We start from the raw sequence: 18,217 nt of genomic DNA, 5'->3' as shown, positions 1-18,217 counted from the left end.
CATGCGGAGCCTCCTCCTCGCGCTGCTGGCGCTCGCCCCGCCAGCCCTGGCGCAGCCGGCGGAGACCCTCCTCCGCAACGGCCGCATCCACACCCAGGATTCCAGCGAAAGCACCACCACCGCCGTCGCCATCCGGGACGGCCGCTTCGTCGCCACCGGCGCCGCCGCCGAAGCCCTGGCCGGCCCGGCGACGACGGTCATCGACCTCGCCGGCCGCACCGCCATCCCCGGGCTGATCGACAGCCATGTCCACCAGCACCAATGGGGCATGAACCTGCCCGCGGTGCAGCTGCTGGACACGCGCTCCATCGCCGATGTCCTCGCCCGCATCGGCGAACGCGCCCGCGCCACGCCGCCGGGCGAATGGGTCATCGCCTCCTCCCTCTGGCATGAGAGCATCCTGGCCGAGGGCCGCCTGCCGACGCGCTGGGAACTCGACAGCGTCGCGCCGGACAACCCGGTCTTCATCCCCCGCGGCGGCCATGTGGTCGCCGTCAACAGCCAGGCCCTGGCCCGCGCCGGCGTGACGCGGGACACGCCCCAGCCCATGGGCGGCGTGATCGTGAAGCGGGAGGATGGGGAGCCCACGGGCGTCCTCCTCATCGCCGGCGCCACCGCCCTGGTCCGCCGCGTCCTGCCGCCCCCGCCCCCGATCCCGGAGCAGACGCGCCTGGTGACGGAGGCGATGAGGGAGCTGAACGCGCTGGGCGTCACCACCGTCGTCGAGCCCGGCATCACGGACGAGATCGCCGGCATCTACCGCGAACTCCGCGATGCCGGGCAGATGACGGTCCGCACCTGGCTGCTCTGGCGCGCCGCGACGGGGGAGCAGATCCGCCGCGGCATCGCCGCCCAATCCGGCTGGCCGCAGCACCCCATGCTCCGCACCGGCGGCATCAAGTGGCTGCTGGATGGCGGGGTGGAGGGCGGCCGCATGAACGACCCCTACCGCATCGTGCCGGGCGAGCAGACCAACCCGGACTACCGCGGCATCCTGCTGCTGCCCGCGGGCGGCGAGCCCGAATTGCTGGAGGGGCTGCGCGCCATCCACCGTGCCGGGCTGCAGATCCAGACCCATGCGGTGGGCGACTACACCATCGACCTCATCACCCGCCTCTACGGCCAGGTGGACCGGGAACTCGGCGCGATCCGCCCGCTGCGCTGGACGGTGATGCACATCTTCCTGCCGACACCCGCCGCGCTGTCGGACATGGCGCGGCTCGGCATCATGGCCACCGCGCAGAACCACCCCGTGCTGCTCGGCCACAACCAGCGCCGCTGGTGGGGCGATGAACGCGCGGCCTATTCCATCCCGATCCGCCGCATCCTCGATGCCGGGGTGCATGTCGGCGGCGGCACGGATGCCCCGGTGGTGCCGGGCGATCCCTTCCAGTCCATGTGGTGGATGACCACGCGCGGGACGCTGGCGGGCTATCGCCTCGGCCCCGAGCACGCGATCACGCCGCGGGAGGCGCTGCGCCTCTACACCATCAACAACGCGGTGCTGCTGGGGGCGGAGGCCGAGCTCGGCTCCATCGAGCCCGGCAAGCGCGCCGACCTGGTCGTGCTGTCCCAGGACATCCTGGCCGTGGAACCGGAGCGGATCCGCGAAACCCGCGCCCTGCTCACCCTGGTCGGCGGCCAGGTGGTGCACCGCCAGGGAATGTGAACGCCGGCACGGGGCGGGAAGGAGGGAAAATCTTCTCCCGCCCCAGGGCTTTGCGACAAGCCGCCCCCATGCGCTAATCGGGCCAGCAAAGAATCAGGCAAGGCCCGTCATGCCGGATACCAACCTGCCCAGCCGGATGACCGGCCATGGCGAGGTGATCGACACCCAGGCGCCGATCGGCGACGAGGTGAAGACCACCACCTGCTACATGTGCGCCTGCCGCTGCGGCATCAAAGTCCATCTGAAGGACGGCCGCGTCCGCTACATCGAGGGCAATCCCGACCACCCCGTGAATCGCGGCGTGCTCTGCGGCAAGGGCAGTGCCGGGATCATGACGCAGTATGCGCCGGCCCGGCTGCGCGCGCCGCTGAAGCGCGTCGGCCCGCGCGGCTCCGGCGAATTCGCGGAGATCAGCTGGGCGGAGGCGATGGAGATCGCGACGGGCTGGCTCGGCCATGTCCGCCGCACGGATCCGAAGCGCCTCGCCTTCTTCACCGGCCGCGACCAGTCGCAGTCGCTGACCGGCTTCTGGGCCGCGCAGTTCGGCACGCCCAATTTCGCGGCCCATGGCGGCTTCTGCTCCGTCAACATGGCGGCCGGCGGCCTCTACACCATCGGCGGCAGCTTCTGGGAATTCGGCGAGCCGGACTGGGATCTCGCAAAATACTTCGTCATGTTCGGCGTGGCGGAGGACCATGACAGCAACCCGATCAAGATCGGCCTCGGCAAGCTGAAGGCGCGCGGCGCGAAGTTCGTCAGCGTCAACCCGGTCCGCACCGGCTATTCCGCCATCGCCGATGAATGGGTCGGCATCCGCCCCGGCACCGACGGCCTGTTCATCATGGCCCTGATGCATGAGCTGCTGCGGACGGATCGCGTCGATCTGCCCTTCCTCGTCCGCTACACCAACGCGACGTGGCTGGTGGTGCGCAACCCCGGCGGCGCGGATGACGGCCTTTTCGCCCGCGACGCCGATGGCAAGCCGCTGGCCTGGGACCGCGTGGCGGGCGCGCCGCGCGATGCCGCGACCGCGGAGATGCAGCCCGCCATCGTCGGCGACTACACGCTGCCCGATGGCCGCAAGGCGGTTCCCGTCTTCCAGCTGATGGCGGAACGCTACCTCGGCGCGGAGTATGCGCCGGAGGCGGTGGCGGAGCGCTGCGGCATCGATGCCGCCCGCATCCGGCGCATCGCGAACGAGATCGCGGACATCGCCTTCAAGCAGACCATCACCCTCGACGTGGCCTGGACCGATGCACTCGGCCGGCGGCATGACAAGATGGTCGGCCGCCCCATCGCCTTCCATGCGATGCGCGGCATCTCCGCGCACAGCAACGGTTTTCATACGTGCCGCGCGCTGCACCTGCTGCAGATGCTGCTCGGCGCCGTCGATACCCCCGGCTCCTGGCGCTACAAATCGCCCTTCCCGCGGCCCATCCCGCCGGGCCCCGGGCCTGCCGGCAAGACCACCGCGCCCAACACCCCGATCGCGGGCAACCTCCTCGCCTTCCCGCATGGGCCGGACGACCTGCTGGTGGATGACGCCGGCACGCCGCTCCGCATCGACAAGGCCTTCTCCTGGGAAGCGCCGCTCGGCCTGCACGGGATGATGCACACCGTCATCGGCAATGCCGGTGCCGAGGATCCCTACTCCATCGACACGCTGTTCATGTTCATGGCGAACATGGCCTGGAACAGCGCGATGAACCCGCTCGAGATCATCCGCATCCTGACGGAGCAGAAGGCGGATGGCGAATACCGCATCCCGCACGTCATCTATGCCGATGCCTATTTCAGCGAGACGGTCCCCTACGCCGACCTGATCCTGCCGGACACCACCTACCTGGAGCGTTGGGACGCGATCAGCCTGCTCGACCGCCCCATCGGCAATGCCCACGGCCCCGGCGATTCCATCCGCCAGCCCGTCATCAAGCCCGATCGCGACGTGCGCCCCTTCCAGGACGTGCTGATCGAGCTCGGCGCGCGCCTCGGCCTGCCCGCCTTCACCAAGGAGGACGGGACCCCGAAGTTCAAGGACTACCCGGACTACATCGTGAACCACCAGCGCATGCCCGGCATCGGCCCGCTGGCGGGATGGCGGGGCGAGGACGGCACCAAGAAGGGCGTCGGCGAGCCGAACAAGGACCAGCTTCAGCGCTACATCGAGAATGGCTGCTTCTGGAAGCACCACCTCACGCCCGAACAGAGCTACTTCAAGCACGCCAACCGCGCCTACCTGGACGAGGCCAAGGCCATGGGCCTGATGGGCGCGGCCAACCAGATCGTCATGCAGATCTGGTCAGAGCCCTTGCAGAAGTTCCGCCTGGCCGCGCAGGGCCATGGCGCGAAGCAGCCGCCCGCGCATCTGCGGAAGCGGGTCGAGACCTATTGCGACCCGCTGCCCATCTGGTACGCGCCGCTGGAACAGGCGGGGCATGACACCACGCCCTACCCCCTCTCCGCCGTCACGCAGCGGCCCATGGCGATGTACCATTCCTGGGGCTCGATGAACGCCTGGCTCCGCCAGATCCATGGCGCCAACCGCCTCTACATGGCGCGCTCCACCGCGACGGCCCAGGGCATCGCGCAGGATGACTGGGTCTGGGTCGAAAGCCGCAACGGCCGCGTGAAGGGCCAGGTGACGCTGATGGAGGGCGTGAACCCCGACACCGTCTGGACCTGGAACGCCATCGGCAAGCGCAGCGGCGCCTGGCAACTCTCGGAAGACAGCCCGGAATCCGCCAAAGGCTTCCTGCTCAACCACGTCATCAGCGAATGGCTGCCGGCGCAGGAGGGATTCCGCGGTGCCAACGCCGACCCGGTCACGGGCCAGGCCGCCTGGTACGACCTCCGCGTCTCCGTCACCAAATGCGCGCCGGAGGAAGCGGCCATCACCGCGCCCCACCCCGCCACGCTGAAGGCCCCGCCCAACATGCCCGCGGTGCCCCTCATCATCCGGGAGCCCGGCAGGTGACCGAACTTCCGCCCGCCAGCGCGAAGAAGCTGGGCCTGGTCATCGACCTCGACACCTGCGTCGGCTGCCAGGCCTGCGCCACCAACTGCAAGCAGTGGAACGCCGGCGGCCACCTGGCGCCCCTGCCCGACATGAAGCCCTACTCCGCGGGCGCGGAGGGCGTCTGGTTCAACCGCGTCCATTCCTACGAGGCCGGCGAGGGCGCGGAAGGCCGCACCGTCCACTTCCCCCGCTCCTGCCTCCACTGCGAGACGCCTGCCTGCGTCACCGTCTGCCCCACCGGCGCGTCCTACAAGCGCGCCGAGGACGGCATCGTGCTGGTGAACACCGATACCTGCATCGGCTGCGGCCTCTGCGCCTGGGCCTGCCCCTATGGCGCGCGCGAACTCGACGAGGATGAGGGGGTCATGAAGAAATGCACCCTCTGCGTCGACCGCATCTACAACGAGACGATCCCGGAGCCCCAGCGCCAGCCCGCCTGCGTCATCACCTGCCCCGTCGGCGCCCGCCATTTCGGCGACCTCGGCGACCCCGGCAGCGATGTCAGCCAGCTCGTCGCCGCGCGCGGCGGCTTCGACCTGATGCCGGAGATGGGCTACGCGCCCACCAACAAGTACCTGCCGCCCCGCCGCCCCATGGCCCCCAACCCCAACCCGCCCGCGGAAGCCGAGCCCACCACGCTTGACATCAAGCACCCGCTGATGCGCTGGCTGGACCGGGCGCTGAGCCGGTGAGGACAGCGATCACCCCCACCCAACCAGCCTTCGGCGCTGCGGCCGTGCCGCAACCCCCCGCAACCGCGGGCGAAGGCTCAACATCGACGCCTCCCTGCCTCCCCCTTCCCCGCCATTGCGGGGAAGGGTCGGGGTGGGGGTCACGAACCGGCTGAGCCCATGAACCCCGCCCCCTCCATCGTCTTCTTCACCACCGCCTCCGGCGCCGGCTACGGGCTGCTCTTCTGGCTCGGCGTGCTCCGCCCGCTGCGCCTCCTGCCCTCCAGCCCCTCCTTCGCCCTCATCGCGCTCGTCCTGGCCCTGCTGCTCATCAGCGCCGGCCTCGCCTCCTCCCTCCTCCATCTCGGCCGGCCGGAACGCGCCTGGCGGGCGCTGTCGCAGTGGCGCTCCTCCTGGCTCTCGCGCGAGGGTGTCGCCGCCATCGCCACCTACATCCCGGCCGGCATCATGGGCATCGCCCTGCTGGCGGACCGCCCGGGCCTCGCCACCGTCGCCGGCATGGCGGCCGCCCTCGGCGCCGCCATGACGGTCTGGTGCACGGGCATGATCTACGCCTCCCTCAAGACCGTGCGGCAATGGCACCACCCCTCCGTCGCGCCGGGCTACCTGCTCTTCGCCGGCTTCACCGGCGCCGCGCTGCTCGCCGTGCTGGGCGCGCTGGCGGGCCGGCCCGTGGTGCCGGCCATGCTCGCCATCCTGCTCGCGCTCTTCGCCCTCTCCGCCAAGCGGTCCTACTGGAAGGCGATGGACGCGCCGAAACCCGCCACGGCGCCCACCATCGAATCCGCCACCGGCCTCGGCTTCATCGGCCGCACCCGGCCGCTCGACCCGCCGCACACCGAACAGAACTGGCTGCTGCGGGAAATGGGCTTCCGCATCGCCCGCAAGCACCGCCTCAAGCTGCGGAACCTGGTCCAGTTCGGCTTCCTCGCCCTCATCCCGCTGGCGCTGCTCGGCATGCTCGCCGGCGGGCCGATCGGCGCGGCGCTGATGATCCTGGCCGCCCTCGCCGCCCTCGCCGCCATGCTGGTGGAGCGCTGGCTGATGTTCGCGGAGGCCACCCACACCGTCACGCTGTATTACAACGGGGAAAGCTGAGCGCCCGCCCCGCGCCACCGCCCCGGAATCCCTCGGAAAAGTGCCAATTCCGATAAACGTGCTATGAATTGTAAGCTTGACGGTCCCCCCCTCGAAAGGGTTAGGGATGGAAGCATTCATTCACGGGGCGCGACATGCCATTCGCCGATCAGCGGCCCTCCCCGGCCGTCCTGGATCGCTTTCGCTCGCTCTGCGGTGCACGCCTCTGGGCCAAACGCCTGGATGAGATCACGCAACGCGCCCGGCAATCCAGCCAGACCGGCCGCGCCGCCCAGCAGCGCCACGCCCTGGAACTCGCCCTTGCCCGCCTGGCCGATCCCAAGGCCATGGCCCGCGCCAACCAGGCCGAACGCCGCGTCATCGGCTTCGCCCGCGAAGCCGTCGCCCTGGCCGAGACCCTGCCCGCCCCCCGCCGCAACCGCCTGCGCGAACAGCTGGAAGCCGGCCTGACCGGGGAAGCCACCCTCGTCCCGCTCTTCCACCTGCTGCACACCGCCGCCCTGGCGCGCTCCCGCGGCTTCGCCGTCGAATACACCGGCCTGGCCGGCGAAACCCCGCATGACCTGGTCATCACCCGCCAGGGCGTCAGCGCGGAAGTGGTCTGCGAAAGCGTCTCCGCCGAGGAAGGCCGCCCCGTGCACCGCGGCGAATGGTGCCAGCTGGTGGACCGGGTGAACCCGGACCTGCAGACCTGGCTCGCCGCCCATCCCGGCCGCTACCTCCTCAAGATGACGCTGCCCGGCGGCATGGCGACGGATGAACAGGTCTCCGAACTCCACCGCAAGATCGCCGGCCTGCTCCAGGCCGAACGCCGCCAGGATGCCAGCGCCGACGCCATCCTAAAGCTCGACCCGCTGGTCCTCGCCGGCGCCCAGGCCGCCGGCCAGGGCCTGCCCGCCCAGCTCCGCGCCCAGTTCGGGGAGGAAGCGCACCTCGCCGTCACCGCCATGCCCGGCGGCGGCTCTGTCTTCGTCATGGCCGCCCGCGCGGGGCAGGAGAACAGCATCGCCGCCGCCGTCGCCCGCCGCTGCGGCCTGGTGGCGCAAAGCCGCCTGAGCGGCACCCAGCCCGGCATCCTCGCCATGCTGGTGGAGGATGTGGAACGCGCCGAATGGCGCGGGCTGCGGGAGCGACTCGAACTGGAAGGCGCCGCCCGCCGCTGGATGACGGACCCCGCCGCCCGCCACGTCGTGGCCGTGACCTGCGCCAGCCGGATGGAGCTGTTCGGCGTGGCACCACCCGATGGCGCGCCGGATGGCGAACTCCGCTTCCGCAACCCCGGCCACCCCGCGGGCAAGCACCCCGCCCTGGCCCCCGCGGTCGTCTCCTCGCCCTGACCACCCCTGGGGTCGCGACATCGTGAGCAACGCGACTCAACGCAACCGCCACCGCGAAGCCACGTTCGTGCTGTGATGTCGTGGTGCAGCATCCCGCCGGGAAGATCCTGGCGACGCTGCGCCGGGGACTCCCACAGCAGGAACGCCCGATGACCGAGCGAGAGTTCGAGACCAAGCTGGCGGAACTCGACCGCCTGCTGAACGACCCCGAAATCCGCATGGACGCGCACCGCGTCTGGGCGCTGCTGGCCGAACTCAGCGCCAAGGCACGCCCCGGCCCCGGCAGCTTCGGCACCGCCGCGGCCTGACCCTCAGCCCTTCCGGGCGGCGATCAGGAACTCCCGGTTCCCCTCGGGGCCGAGCAGCGGGCTCGGCTCCACCCCCAGCACCGTCCAGCCCGGCAAGCCCGCCCACCAGTTGCGGATGGTGCCGCAGACATTGGCGTGCACCTGCGCATCCCGCACCACGCCACCCTTGGCGACATTCGGCCCCACCTCGAATTGCGGCTTGATCAGCGCCACCGCCCAGGCACCCCTCGCCGCCAGTTCCAGCGCCGCCGGCAACACCGTCCGCAACCCGATGAAGCTGGCATCGCAGACCACGGCACCCGGCGCCTCCGGGATCACGCTGGCATCCAGGTAGCGGGCATTCACCCGCTCCATCACCACCACCCGCGCATCATTCCGCAGCTTCCACGCCAGCTGCCCATGCCCCACATCCACGGCGAACACCTTCGCCGCCCCATGGTGCAGCAACACATCCGTGAAGCCGCCGGTGGAAGACCCCACATCCACCGCCACGACCCCCTTCGCCACCAGGCCGAAATGGTCGATCGCATGCGCCAGCTTCACGCCGCCCCGCGACACCCAGGGATGATCCTGCCCCCGGACCTCGAGCGCCTGGCCCTCCTTGATCTGATCCCCCGCCTTGGTGACCCGGGCCTCCCCCGAGAACACCTTCCCCGCCAGGATCAACGCCTGCGCCCGCGTCCGCGTCTCCGCGAGGCCACGGTCAACCAGGGCCTGGTCGGCGCGCTGCTTGGCGGTCAGGGCGTTGATCGCAGGGGGCTTTGCCCCCCGCACCCCCCACCAGGGTCCAGCGGGACCCTGGACCGCGTCGTGATGGGATCGGGGATGAGGGGCCGGAACGCGCCCCGGACATGCGCTACCACCGGCCCCTCATCCCCGATCCCATGAAGGGGGTTCAAAGGGGCCGCTGCCCCTTTGCGGGGAGCGCGAGGGGCAGAGCCCCTCGCGGACAGAGCCCCGACCATCAGGCGCGCGCCGGCTGGGCCTTGGCTTCCGCGACGCCGAGGGCGGAGAGCGCGGTGGCCACGATGTGGCGGGCGTTCAGGCCGGCCTGGTCGTATTGCACCTTGGGCGCCGCGTGGTCGATGAAGCTGTCCGGCAGCACCATGGGGCGGAAGCGCGTCTGCCCGTCCAGCAGGCCCTGGCTGAGCAGGTGGTGTGCCACCTGGGTGCCGAAGCCGCCGATGGAGCCTTCCTCGATGGTGACCAGCACCGGGTGTTCCCGCGCCAGGCGTTCGATGAGCTGGGTGTCGAGCGGCTTGGCGAAGCGGGCATCCGCGACGGTGCAGGACAGGCCCTGTGCCGCCAGGTCGTCCGCCGCCTTCAGGCATTCGGCGAGCCGCGTGCCGTAGGACAGCAGCGCCACCGCATTGCCTTCCCGCAGGATGCGCCCCCGCCCGATCTCGAGCGGCGTGCCCCGCGCCGGAACGGCGACGCCGGTGCCCTCGCCGCGGGGGTAGCGGAAGCCGCAGGGCCGGTCGTCGATGACGGCGGCGGTGGCGACCATATGGGCGAGTTCCGCTTCGTCCGCGGCCGCCATCAGCACCATGTTCGGCAGGCAGCCGAGATAGGCGACGTCAAAGCTGCCGGCATGGGTGGCGCCATCGGCGCCGACCAGGCCCGCGCGGTCCATGGCGAAGCGCACGGGCAGCGATTGCAGCGCCACGTCATGCACCACCTGGTCATAGGCGCGCTGGAGGAAGGTGGAATAGATCGCGACGAAGGGCTTGAGGCCTTCCGTCGCCATGCCCGCCGCGAAGGTCACGGCGTGCTGTTCGGCGATGCCGACATCGAAGCAGCGCTTCGGGAAGCGCTTGGCGAAGAGGTCGAGCCCCGTGCCCGCCGGCATGGCCGCGTTGACGGAGACGATGCGCTCATCGGCCTCCGCTTCCGCGATCAGGGCATTGGCGAAGACCTTGGTGTAGCTCGGCGGGCCGGGCGGCGCCTTGGCCTGTTCGCCGGTGATGACGTTGAACTTGGCGACGCCGTGGTACTTGTCGGCGCTGGCCTCGGCGGGCGCGTAGCCCTTGCCCTTCTGCGTGACCACATGCAGCAGGATGGGCTGGTCTTCCTCCGCGTCGCGCAGGTTGCGCAGCACGGGCAGCAGGTGGTCCAGGTCATGCCCGTCGATCGGGCCGACGTAGTAGAAGCCCAGCTCCTCGAACAGCGTGCCGCCGGTCAGCAGCCCGCGCGCGAATTCCTCGGCGCGGCGCGCCGTGCGCTCGATCGGGCGCGGGAAGCGCTTGGCCAGCCGCCCCATCACGTCCCGCAGCGACAGGAAGGGGCGGGAGGAGATGAGGCGCGAGAGGTAGGCCGACATGGCGCCGACGGGCGGCGCGATCGACATGTCGTTGTCGTTCAGGATGACGATGAGCCGCGCCTTGGCGGCGCCGGCGTTGTTCATCGCCTCATAGGCCATGCCCGCGGACATGGACCCGTCGCCGATGACCGCGATCACCTGCCGGTCGTCGCCCTTCAGGTCGCGGGCCATCGCCATGCCGAGCCCGGCGGAGATGGAGGTGGAGGAATGCGCCGCGCCGAAGGGGTCGTATTCGCTCTCGGACCTGCGGGTGAAGCCGGAAAGCCCGCCTTCGGTGCGCAGCGTGCGGATGCGGTCGCGCCGCCCGGTCAGGATCTTGTGGGGGTAGGCCTGGTGGCCCACGTCCCAGATCAGCCGGTCGCGCGGCGTCTCGAAGATCGCGTGGATCGCGACCGTCAGTTCCACCACGCCGAGGGAGGCGCCGAGATGCCCGCCGGTCTGGGACACGGCGTGGATCGTCTCCGCCCGCAATTCCTCGGCCAGCTGCTTCAGCTGCTCCCCCGACAGGTTCTTCATGTCCGAGGGGTATCGGACCCGGTCCAGCAGGGGGGTGGCGGGTGGCGCCATGGTTTTCAGCTCTTCCTCTCGATGGTGTAGGCGGCAAGGTCCCGCAGCAGATCGGCACGCTCCCCGAAACTGTCGAGATGCTCCCTCGCCTGCGCGACCAATCGTTCCGCCTGCAACCGGGCACGCTCGATGCCGAGCAGGCCGACCAGCGTGGCCTTTCCGGCCTCCGCATCCTTGCCGGTCCGCTTGCCGGTTTCCTCGGCCGAGGCCGTGGCGTCCAGCAAATCGTCCGCGATCTGGAACGCCGCCCCGACATCCCGCCCATAGGCCGCCAGCGCCAGGCGCTGGGGCATGGGGGCCTTGCCGAGGATCGCCCCCGCTTCCGCCGAGAATTCGATCAGCCGTCCGGTCTTCAGCAGTTGCAGCCGACCAACGGCGGCCTCGTCCAGCGGTTCCGCGGCGGCTTCCGCCAGCATGTCCAGCATCTGCCCGCCGCACATGCCCCGCGCGCCGGCCGCCCGCGCCAGGCAGCGCACCAGCTCCACCCGCACCGCCGGGTCGGCATGCGTGTCCTCATCCGCCAGCGTGCCGAAGGCCAGCGTCTGCAGCGCGTCCCCGGCGATGATGGCGGTCGCCTCGTCGAAGGCCTTGTGGACGGTTGGCTTGCCGCGGCGAAGGTCGTCATCGTCCATCGCGGGCAGGTCGTCATGCACCAGCGAATAGGCGTGCAGCATCTCGATCGCCGCCGCGACGCGCAGCGCCGCCTGGCGGGAGACGTTGAACTGCCGCGCCCCTTCCAGCACCAGGAAGCCCCGCATCCGCTTGCCGCCGCCGATCACGGCGTAGCGCATGGCGGCCAGCAGCGGCGCTTCCGGCCCTTCCGCCGGCGGCAGGATGGCGTCCAGCGCCTGGTCGATCTCCGCCGCCGCCTGGGCCAGGGCGTCCTTCAGCGCGGGGCCCTGCATGGTGTCGCCCATCAGCTCATGTCACGCAGGCCGGCGGCCTCGCCGCTGCCCGCTTCCACAATCTTCTGCACCTTGGCCTCGGCGTCGGACAGCTTGGCCTCGCAATGCCGGCGCAGCTCCGCTCCCCGCTGATACGCCGCCACCGCTTCCTCCAGCTTCCCCTTGCCGCCTTCGAGGTCCTTCACGATCCCCTCCAGCTCGGTGAGCGCCTCCTCGAAGGAGAGGGAGGCGACCGGCTTTGCCGTGTCAGGTTTAGTTGACGTCATATCGGGCATCCTGGGAAGAAAAAACGTAATGCCCCGTGCCGGCCGGACGGGGCAAGGGCCGGAAATCAGCGGATTGCCGGGATTCCTGCCACGCTACCCTCCCGCGATGGGAAGGAAGTCGCAGGTGTCAATCCAGCCTGTCACTCCTGCGGAATCGGTCCTCACGCATGCATCAGGGCGCGCACATGGGCGGCGGTGGAGGCCGCCAGCGCCTCCAGGTCGTAGCCGCCTTCCAGCAGGCTGACCACCTTGCCCCCGAAGGCCCGGTCCGCCAGCCGGCAGAGTTCCGTCGTCAGCCAGCCGAAATCGGCCTCCCGCACCCGGAGCTGCGCCAGCGGGTCCCGCGCATGGGCGTCGAAGCCGGCGGAGATGATGACGAGGCCCGGCCGGAAGGCCTCCAGCGCCGGCAGCAGCGTGTCCGCCCAGGCCTGGCGGAAGGCGGCGCCATCGGCGCCCGGCGGCAGGGGCGCGTTGACGATGTTGCCGACCCCCGTCTCATGCGCCTCCCCGGTGCCGGGATAGCAGGGCGACTGGTGGCTGCTGGCGTAGAACAGGGTGGCGTCGGTCTCGAAGCAGGCCTGGGTGCCGTTGCCGTGGTGGACGTCGAAATCGACGACGCCGACGCGTTCGACGCCATGCACCGCCTGCGCATGGCGGGCCGCCACCGCGGCGTTGGCGAACAGGCAGAACCCCATCGGCCGGTTGGGCTCCGCATGGTGGCCGGGCGGCCGCACCGCGCAGAAGGCGCGCCGCACCTCCCCCCGGCAGACCGCATCCACGCCGGCGATCCCGGCGCCCGCCGCCCGCAGCGCGGCTTCCGCGCTGCCCCAGCTCATCACCGTGTCGCCATCCAGCGCCACGCTGTCATCCGGCTCCGGCCGGATGCCGAGGATGGCCTCCACATAGCGTTCGGGATGCACGCGGGAGAGCTGCTCCACCGTCGCCTGCGGCGCCTCGTCCCGGATCAGGTCGGAGAATTCCTCCGTATCCAGCGCCTTCAGCACGGCGCGCAGCCGGTCCGGGCATTCGGGATGGTGCGGCCCGGGGTCGTGGTGCAGGCAGGCCCGATGGCTGAACAGCAGGACGCTCATTCCTTGATCCTCCCCGCCGCGGAGCGGCGAAACGTCATCCCGCGTCGGGGGTCAGCCGTCCTCGCGCTTGCGCAGCGTGAAGCGATAGACGCCCTTCTCCTCCGAGAACCCCACCAGCGCATGCCCCGTCTCCGCGGCATAGGCCCGGAAATCCTTCACGCTGGCCGGGTCGGTCGCCAGCACGGTCAGCCGCGCCCCCGCGGCCAGGGATCGCAGGGCCTTGTTGGCCTTCAGCACGGGCAGCGGGCAGGTCAGCCCCTGCACATCCAGCAATGTCTCGCTCATCCGCTGATTCCACCACCGCCGACCGCCCAGGGCAAGCGACCCGTTCTTGATTCGTCGCCCCCGCCCCGCCACCCTGCGTTGCATGACCTGGCGCATCGGCATCGACCTCGGCGGCACCAAGACGGAGATCGCGGCCCTCGACCCCGGCGGCACGATCCGCCTCCGCCGCCGCGCCCCCACGCCAGCGGGCTACGCGGCGACCGTCGCCCAGATCGCCGCCATGGTCGCCGCGGCGGAGGCCGAGATCGCCAGCACCGCCACCATCGGCATCGGCATCCCGGGCAGCGAGAACCCGGTCACGGGCCTGATCCGCGGCGCCAACTCCACCTGCCTGAACGGCCAGCCCCTGGCCCGCGACCTCGCCGCCGCCATCGGCCGCCCGGTCCGCCTGGCGAATGACGCCAATTGCCTGGCGATGAGCGAATTCCATGACCGCCCCGGATCGGGCTTCGCCGTCATCCTCGGCACCGGCGTCGGCGGCGGGCTGGTGGTGGAAGGCCGCCTGGTGCAGGGCCGCAACCGGGTCGCCGGCGAATGGGGCCACAACCCGCTGCCCTGGATGACGCCGGCCGAACACCCCGGCCCCGCCTGCTGGTGCGGCCAGCGCGGCTGCATCGAAAGCTTCCTCTGCGGCCCCGCGCTCGCCGCCGATGCCGATGGCCCCGGCGCGCGCGACGCATCCCAACTCCCCGCCCGCGCCGCCGCCGGCGATGCCCGCGCCCGCGCCGCGCTGGACCGCCATGCGGACCGCCTGGCCCGCGCGCTCGCCGCCGTCATCAACCTGCTGGACCCGGAGGTCATCGTGCTGGGCGGCGGGCTGTCCAACATGGCGCATCTCTACGAGGCCCTGCCCCGCCTCATCCCGCGCCACGTCTTCTCCGATGTCTGCACCACGGCGATCGAGCCCGCGCGCCATGGCGACAGTTCCGGCGTGCTCGGCGCCGCGCGCCTCTGGCCCTGAGATGACGGTCGCCGCCGGCTGCTTCTGGTTCGCGGCGGTCTTCGCGCTGGGCTTCCTGCTCGGCCCCATCCGCATGCTGGTCCTGGAACCCGTCCTCGGCCCCGCCGGCGCCGTGGCGGTGGAGGCCGTGCCCATGCTGGCCGCCATGGTCGTGCTCGCCCCCCGCATCGCCCGGCTGTTCGAGGTTCCGGCCGAACCGCGCCCGCGGCTGCTGATGGGCCTGACCGGCCTGGCCCTGACCGTCGCCGCCGAGACCGCGCTGGTGGCGCTGCTGCGCGGCCGCGGCCTCGGCTTCTGGGCGGAACGGGTGGAGACGCCGGAGGGCTGGATCTATCTCGGCCTGCTCGCCGCCTTCGCCCTCATGCCCCTGCTCCGGCGCTGAGATGCCCACGCTCTGCCGCGACTGCCTCTGGATGGCGGAGGCCGAACGCCCGCCGCCCTGCCCCGCCTGCGGGTCGCGCCGCCTCGTCGCGCATCCCGCGCTCTTCAGCCTCTCGGTCGCGCATGTCGATTGCGACGCCTTCTACGCCAGCGTGGAGAAGCGGGACCGCCCCGAACTCGCCACCCGCCCCGTCATCATCGGCGGCGGGCGCCGCGGCGTGGTCTCCGCCGCCTGCTACGTCGCCCGCACCAGCGGCGTGCGCAGCGCCATGCCGATGTTCAAGGCGCTGGCCGCCTGCCCGGACGCCGTCGTCATCAAGCCCGACATGGCGAAATACGTCGCCGCCGCCCGCCAGGTGCGCGAACTCATGGAAAGCCTCACCCCCCTGGTCCAGCCGCTCTCGATCGATGAGGCGGTGCTGGACCTCTCGGGCACCGCGGCGCTGCACCGCGCGCCCCCCGCCGCCACCCTCGCCCGCTTCGCCCGGGACGTGGAGCGCCAGGTCGGCATCACCGTCTCCATCGGCCTCGCCCCCAACCGCCTGCTGGCCAAGCTGGCCGCGGAGCGTGACAAGCCCCGCGGCTTCGCCGTGCTGGCGCAGGAGGAAGCGCGCGCCTGGCTGGCCGGCCAGCCCGTGACCCTGCTGCCCGGAATCGGCCCCGCACTGGCCCGGCGATTGGAGGCTTCCGGCTTCACCCGGCTGGGCCAGTTGGCGCTGCTCGACCCCCGCGACGCCGCGAAGCGCTTCGGGGAGGATGGCCCGGCCCTCGCCGCCCGCGCGCGCGGCGAGGACAATCGCCGCATCGACCCGGCGCGGGAGGCCAAGAGCATCTCCGCCGAGACGACCTTCGACACCGACCTCCGCGACCTCGCCGCGCTGGAGGCGCCGCTCTGGCGGCTCTGCGAGAAGCTCGGCCGCCGCCTGGCGGAAAAAGGGCTCGCGGCCTCCGGCGTCGTCCTCAAGCTCAAGACCGCCCAGTTCCAGACCCGCACCCGCAATGTCCGCCTGCCGCGCCCGACGAAGCTGCCCGAGACGCTCTTCGCCGCCGCGAAACCCCTGCTGGCGAAGGAGGCGACGGGCCCGGCCTTCCGCCTGATCGGCATCGGCGCCCAGCCGCTGGCGCCCGCGGACCAGGCGGACCTGCCGGACCTGGCGGACCCCGATGCCGGCCGCCGCGCGGCCCGCTGGGCGGCGGTGGAGAAGCTGCGCGCCCGCTTCGGGGCGGATGCCATCGGCAGCGGGCGCGGCCTGCTGCCCGGCGGCCGGCCGCCCAAGGGGTGATGCCCGCGCCCCGCCGCCGGCGGGCCGGGCGCGACGCCGCTGTTGCGGCGACAGCCCGCGATGCGGGAGGATGGCCGCCGGACCACAACCGAAACTCCCCGCCCGCAGGCCTGTTCCGGATGCCGTGACCATCGCCGCCCCACCCCGCCCCGCCCGCCCCGCCGCCCCTTCCGGGACGCTCCGCGCCACCACCGTGGCGCCGGGGAACCGCTTCGGCCGCCTGGTGGTGACGGCGGAGGAGGAGCCCTATCTCTGGCGGGGCCGCTTCTCCCGCCGCCGCTGGGCCTGCGACTGTGCCTGCGGCGGCAGCGCGGTGGTGCGGGAGGACAGCCTGCTGTCCGGCCACACCACCAGCTGCGGCTGCCGGCGGGATGACGTGGTGCGGGACCGCGCGACGCGGCACGGCGCCCGCAGCGGGGACCGGCGGCGCCCGGAATACCAGGCCTGGCAGACCATGCGCCTGCGCGGCGCCGCCCCGGTCTGCGCCCGCTGGCAGGCGCCGGCGGGGCGGGGATTCCAGAATTTCCTGGCCGATCTCGGCCGCCGGCCCAGCCCCGCCCACCGCCTGGTGCGGCTGGACCCGTCCCGCCCCTTCGCGCCCTCCAATTGCCGCTGGGCGAAGAACCCGCCCCGCGCCGGCGTGCCCCGCCGCCTGATCACCGTGCGCGGCCGGCGGATGACGCTGCGGGAAGCCGCGGCCGAGGCCGGGATCGCCTATGCCACGCTGTGCAAGCGGCTGGAGCGCGGCTGGAGCACGAGGGCCGCCCTCACCCCCTGATCTGGCCCCCCTTGGCCTGCCTCAGATGGTCGATGATGCCGGAGAAGTCGCGCCCCCCGCCGCCCTGTTCCACGAAGGCCTGGTAGAGCTCGAGCGCCCGCGCGCCGACCGGCGTCGCCACGCCCCCCGCCTCCGCCGCGCCCACCGCCAGGCCGAGGTCCTTCAGCATGAGCGCGGCCGAGAAGCCCGGCTGGTAGCCGCGATTGGCCGGGCTGCCCGGCACCGGGCCGGGGACGGGGCAATAGGTCGTCAGGCTCCAGGACTGGCCGGAGGATTTGGAGGCCACGTCGAACAGCGCCTGGTGGGACAGGCCGAGGCTTTCGGCCAGCACGAAGGCCTCCGCCGTCACGATCATGGTGGCCGCCAGCATCATGTTGTTGCAGGCCTTGGCCGCCTGGCCGGCGCCGGCGCCCCCGCAATGGATCACGGCGCGGCCCATCTGCTGCAGGATCGGCGCCGCCTTGGCGAAGGCGCTGTCCTCGCCGCCCACCATGAAGGTGAGCGTCGCCCCCTCCGCCCCCATCACGCCGCCGGAGACCGGTGCATCGAGGAAGGCGCGCCCGCACCGCTGCGCCACCGCGCGCGCGGTCGCGACATCGATGGTGGAGCAGTCGATCAGCAAGGCTTCGGGAGGGGAGGAAGCGGCGATGCCCCCCGCGCCGAGCACGGCATCCCGCACATGCTGGCCGGCGGGGAGCATGGTAATGACGAAGTCGGCGCCGGCCACGGCCTCCGCCGCGCTGCCCACCGCCCGCGCGCCGGTGACGGCCGCCATGGCGGCGGCGGAGAGGTCGAAGCACGCGACCTCATGCCCCGCCTTCACCAGGTTGCGCGCCATCGGCCCGCCCATGTTGCCGAGGCCGATGAATCCGATCCGGGCCATGCGCGGCTCCCTCCCGATGCGTTGGTGGGGTGACTGTCCCACAGGGCGCGGCGGGGGGCTATCGGAGGGGATGGGGTGATGGTCGCGGGGAAACGTAGTTAGGAATATTTGCTTGAAATCCGCACCGTTTCGTGCGCTGAATAGCCCGCCCAGCATCGGCTTGCGTCCAGGCCATCGCGGAGGAGTCGAGGTCCAGAACCCGGCGGCGGGGCGCCTGCGTCGCCATGACCTGATGAGTCCCGACCGCTTGTCCCGTTGCCACCAGGAACACCGAAGTGCCGCCCCGGATCGGGCCGAGGGATAAATGCCGTCCTGAAGGCGCCCTTGGTTGCGCACCCGTCCAGGTGATGAGCAACTGAACGACACAGCGCTTGACC

General features: G+C 71.7%; 17 protein-coding genes. 10 read left to right on the top strand and 7 right to left on the bottom strand.

What is annotated here, in order from left to right; genetic code table 11:
- The first annotated feature begins 1 nt into the window (after position 1).
- From JJI54_RS12505 to JJI54_RS12480, 6 genes are all read left to right on the top strand, one after another.
- Positions 2-1,669: an amidohydrolase gene (locus JJI54_RS12505; protein WP_203073322.1), complete on the top strand. Its 1,668-nt coding sequence runs from the start codon at positions 2-4 to the stop codon at positions 1,667-1,669.
- A gap of 109 nt (positions 1,670-1,778) precedes the next feature.
- Positions 1,779-4,643, top strand: a complete 2,865-nt coding sequence (locus tag JJI54_RS12500) for a molybdopterin oxidoreductase family protein (RefSeq protein ID WP_226381688.1) — start codon at positions 1,779-1,781, stop codon at positions 4,641-4,643.
- Complete coding sequence (locus JJI54_RS12495) at positions 4,640-5,377, top strand: 4Fe-4S dicluster domain-containing protein (RefSeq protein WP_318987494.1); 738 nt, start codon at positions 4,640-4,642, stop codon at positions 5,375-5,377. The genes JJI54_RS12500 and JJI54_RS12495 overlap by 4 nt, the downstream gene beginning before the upstream one ends.
- Before the next feature lie 159 nt (positions 5,378-5,536).
- On the top strand, positions 5,537-6,475 hold the full coding sequence (locus tag JJI54_RS12490; protein ID WP_203073320.1) for a dimethyl sulfoxide reductase anchor subunit family protein: 939 nt from the start codon (positions 5,537-5,539) through the stop codon (positions 6,473-6,475).
- A 134-nt stretch (positions 6,476-6,609) separates the two neighbouring features.
- Positions 6,610-7,812, top strand: a complete 1,203-nt coding sequence (locus JJI54_RS12485) for a hypothetical protein (RefSeq protein WP_203073319.1) — start codon at positions 6,610-6,612, stop codon at positions 7,810-7,812.
- Positions 7,813-7,961: 149 nt separating this feature from the next.
- Positions 7,962-8,120 carry a peptide chain release factor 1 gene (locus JJI54_RS12480; protein ID WP_203073318.1) on the top strand — a complete coding sequence of 53 codons (159 nt, stop codon included), beginning with the start codon at positions 7,962-7,964 and terminating at the stop codon, positions 8,118-8,120.
- A gap of 3 nt (positions 8,121-8,123) precedes the next feature.
- Here the strand turns inward: JJI54_RS12480 and JJI54_RS12475 are convergent, their stop codons facing one another.
- The 6 genes from JJI54_RS12475 to JJI54_RS12450 all read right to left on the bottom strand — a co-directional run bounded on the left by JJI54_RS12475 (position 8,124) and on the right by JJI54_RS12450 (position 13,554).
- The gene (locus tag JJI54_RS12475; RefSeq protein ID WP_318987493.1) at positions 8,124-8,894 is read right to left on the bottom strand and encodes a TlyA family RNA methyltransferase; all 771 of its coding nucleotides are present in this window, start codon (positions 8,892-8,894) and stop codon (positions 8,124-8,126) included.
- 190 nt (positions 8,895-9,084) lie between these two features.
- Complete coding sequence (gene dxs, locus JJI54_RS12470; protein ID WP_203073317.1) at positions 9,085-11,007, bottom strand: 1-deoxy-D-xylulose-5-phosphate synthase; 1,923 nt, start codon at positions 11,005-11,007, stop codon at positions 9,085-9,087.
- Positions 11,008-11,012: 5 nt separating this feature from the next.
- Positions 11,013-11,924: a polyprenyl synthetase family protein gene (locus JJI54_RS12465; protein WP_203073316.1), complete on the bottom strand. Its 912-nt coding sequence runs from the start codon at positions 11,922-11,924 to the stop codon at positions 11,013-11,015.
- Positions 11,924-12,178, bottom strand: coding sequence for an exodeoxyribonuclease VII small subunit (locus JJI54_RS12460; RefSeq protein WP_226381687.1), 255 nt, complete (start codon positions 12,176-12,178; stop codon positions 11,924-11,926). Before JJI54_RS12460 ends, JJI54_RS12465 begins: the two co-directional genes overlap by 1 nt.
- Before the next feature lie 161 nt (positions 12,179-12,339).
- Complete coding sequence (locus JJI54_RS12455; RefSeq protein WP_203073315.1) at positions 12,340-13,269, bottom strand: histone deacetylase family protein; 930 nt, start codon at positions 13,267-13,269, stop codon at positions 12,340-12,342.
- Between the two features lie 51 nt (positions 13,270-13,320).
- Positions 13,321-13,554 (bottom strand): sulfurtransferase TusA family protein, encoded by a 234-nt coding sequence (locus tag JJI54_RS12450; RefSeq protein WP_203073314.1) that lies wholly within the window; start codon positions 13,552-13,554, stop codon positions 13,321-13,323.
- Positions 13,555-13,636: 82 nt separating this feature from the next.
- Here JJI54_RS12450 and JJI54_RS12445 point away from each other — a divergent pair, with 82 nt between their 5' ends.
- The 4 genes from JJI54_RS12445 to JJI54_RS12430 all read left to right on the top strand — a co-directional run bounded on the left by JJI54_RS12445 (position 13,637) and on the right by JJI54_RS12430 (position 16,957).
- Positions 13,637-14,515: an ROK family protein gene (locus JJI54_RS12445; RefSeq protein WP_203073313.1), complete on the top strand. Its 879-nt coding sequence runs from the start codon at positions 13,637-13,639 to the stop codon at positions 14,513-14,515.
- Position 14,516: 1 nt separating this feature from the next.
- Positions 14,517-14,897 (top strand): hypothetical protein, encoded by a 381-nt coding sequence (locus JJI54_RS12440; protein WP_203073312.1) that lies wholly within the window; start codon positions 14,517-14,519, stop codon positions 14,895-14,897.
- A gap of 1 nt (position 14,898) precedes the next feature.
- A complete protein-coding gene (locus JJI54_RS12435; protein ID WP_203073311.1) occupies positions 14,899-16,179 on the top strand; it encodes a DNA polymerase IV in 1,281 nt (426 codons plus the stop codon).
- Positions 16,180-16,303: 124 nt separating this feature from the next.
- Positions 16,304-16,957 (top strand): hypothetical protein, encoded by a 654-nt coding sequence (locus JJI54_RS12430; protein ID WP_203073310.1) that lies wholly within the window; start codon positions 16,304-16,306, stop codon positions 16,955-16,957.
- On the opposite strand, the gene mmsB is transcribed toward JJI54_RS12430, so the two are convergent.
- Positions 16,947-17,996, bottom strand: a complete 1,050-nt coding sequence (gene mmsB, locus JJI54_RS12425; RefSeq protein ID WP_203073309.1) for a 3-hydroxyisobutyrate dehydrogenase — start codon at positions 17,994-17,996, stop codon at positions 16,947-16,949. The genes JJI54_RS12430 and mmsB overlap by 11 nt on opposite strands.
- Positions 17,997-18,217: the final 221 nt, after the last annotated feature.

Origin of the sequence: Falsiroseomonas ponticola, from assembly GCF_016805305.1 — a bacterium.
GTDB classification, from domain to species: domain Bacteria; phylum Pseudomonadota; class Alphaproteobacteria; order Acetobacterales; family Acetobacteraceae; genus Falsiroseomonas; species Falsiroseomonas ponticola.
Note: the sequence above shows the minus strand (reverse complement) of the source record. Positions and strands in the feature narration are given on the sequence as shown.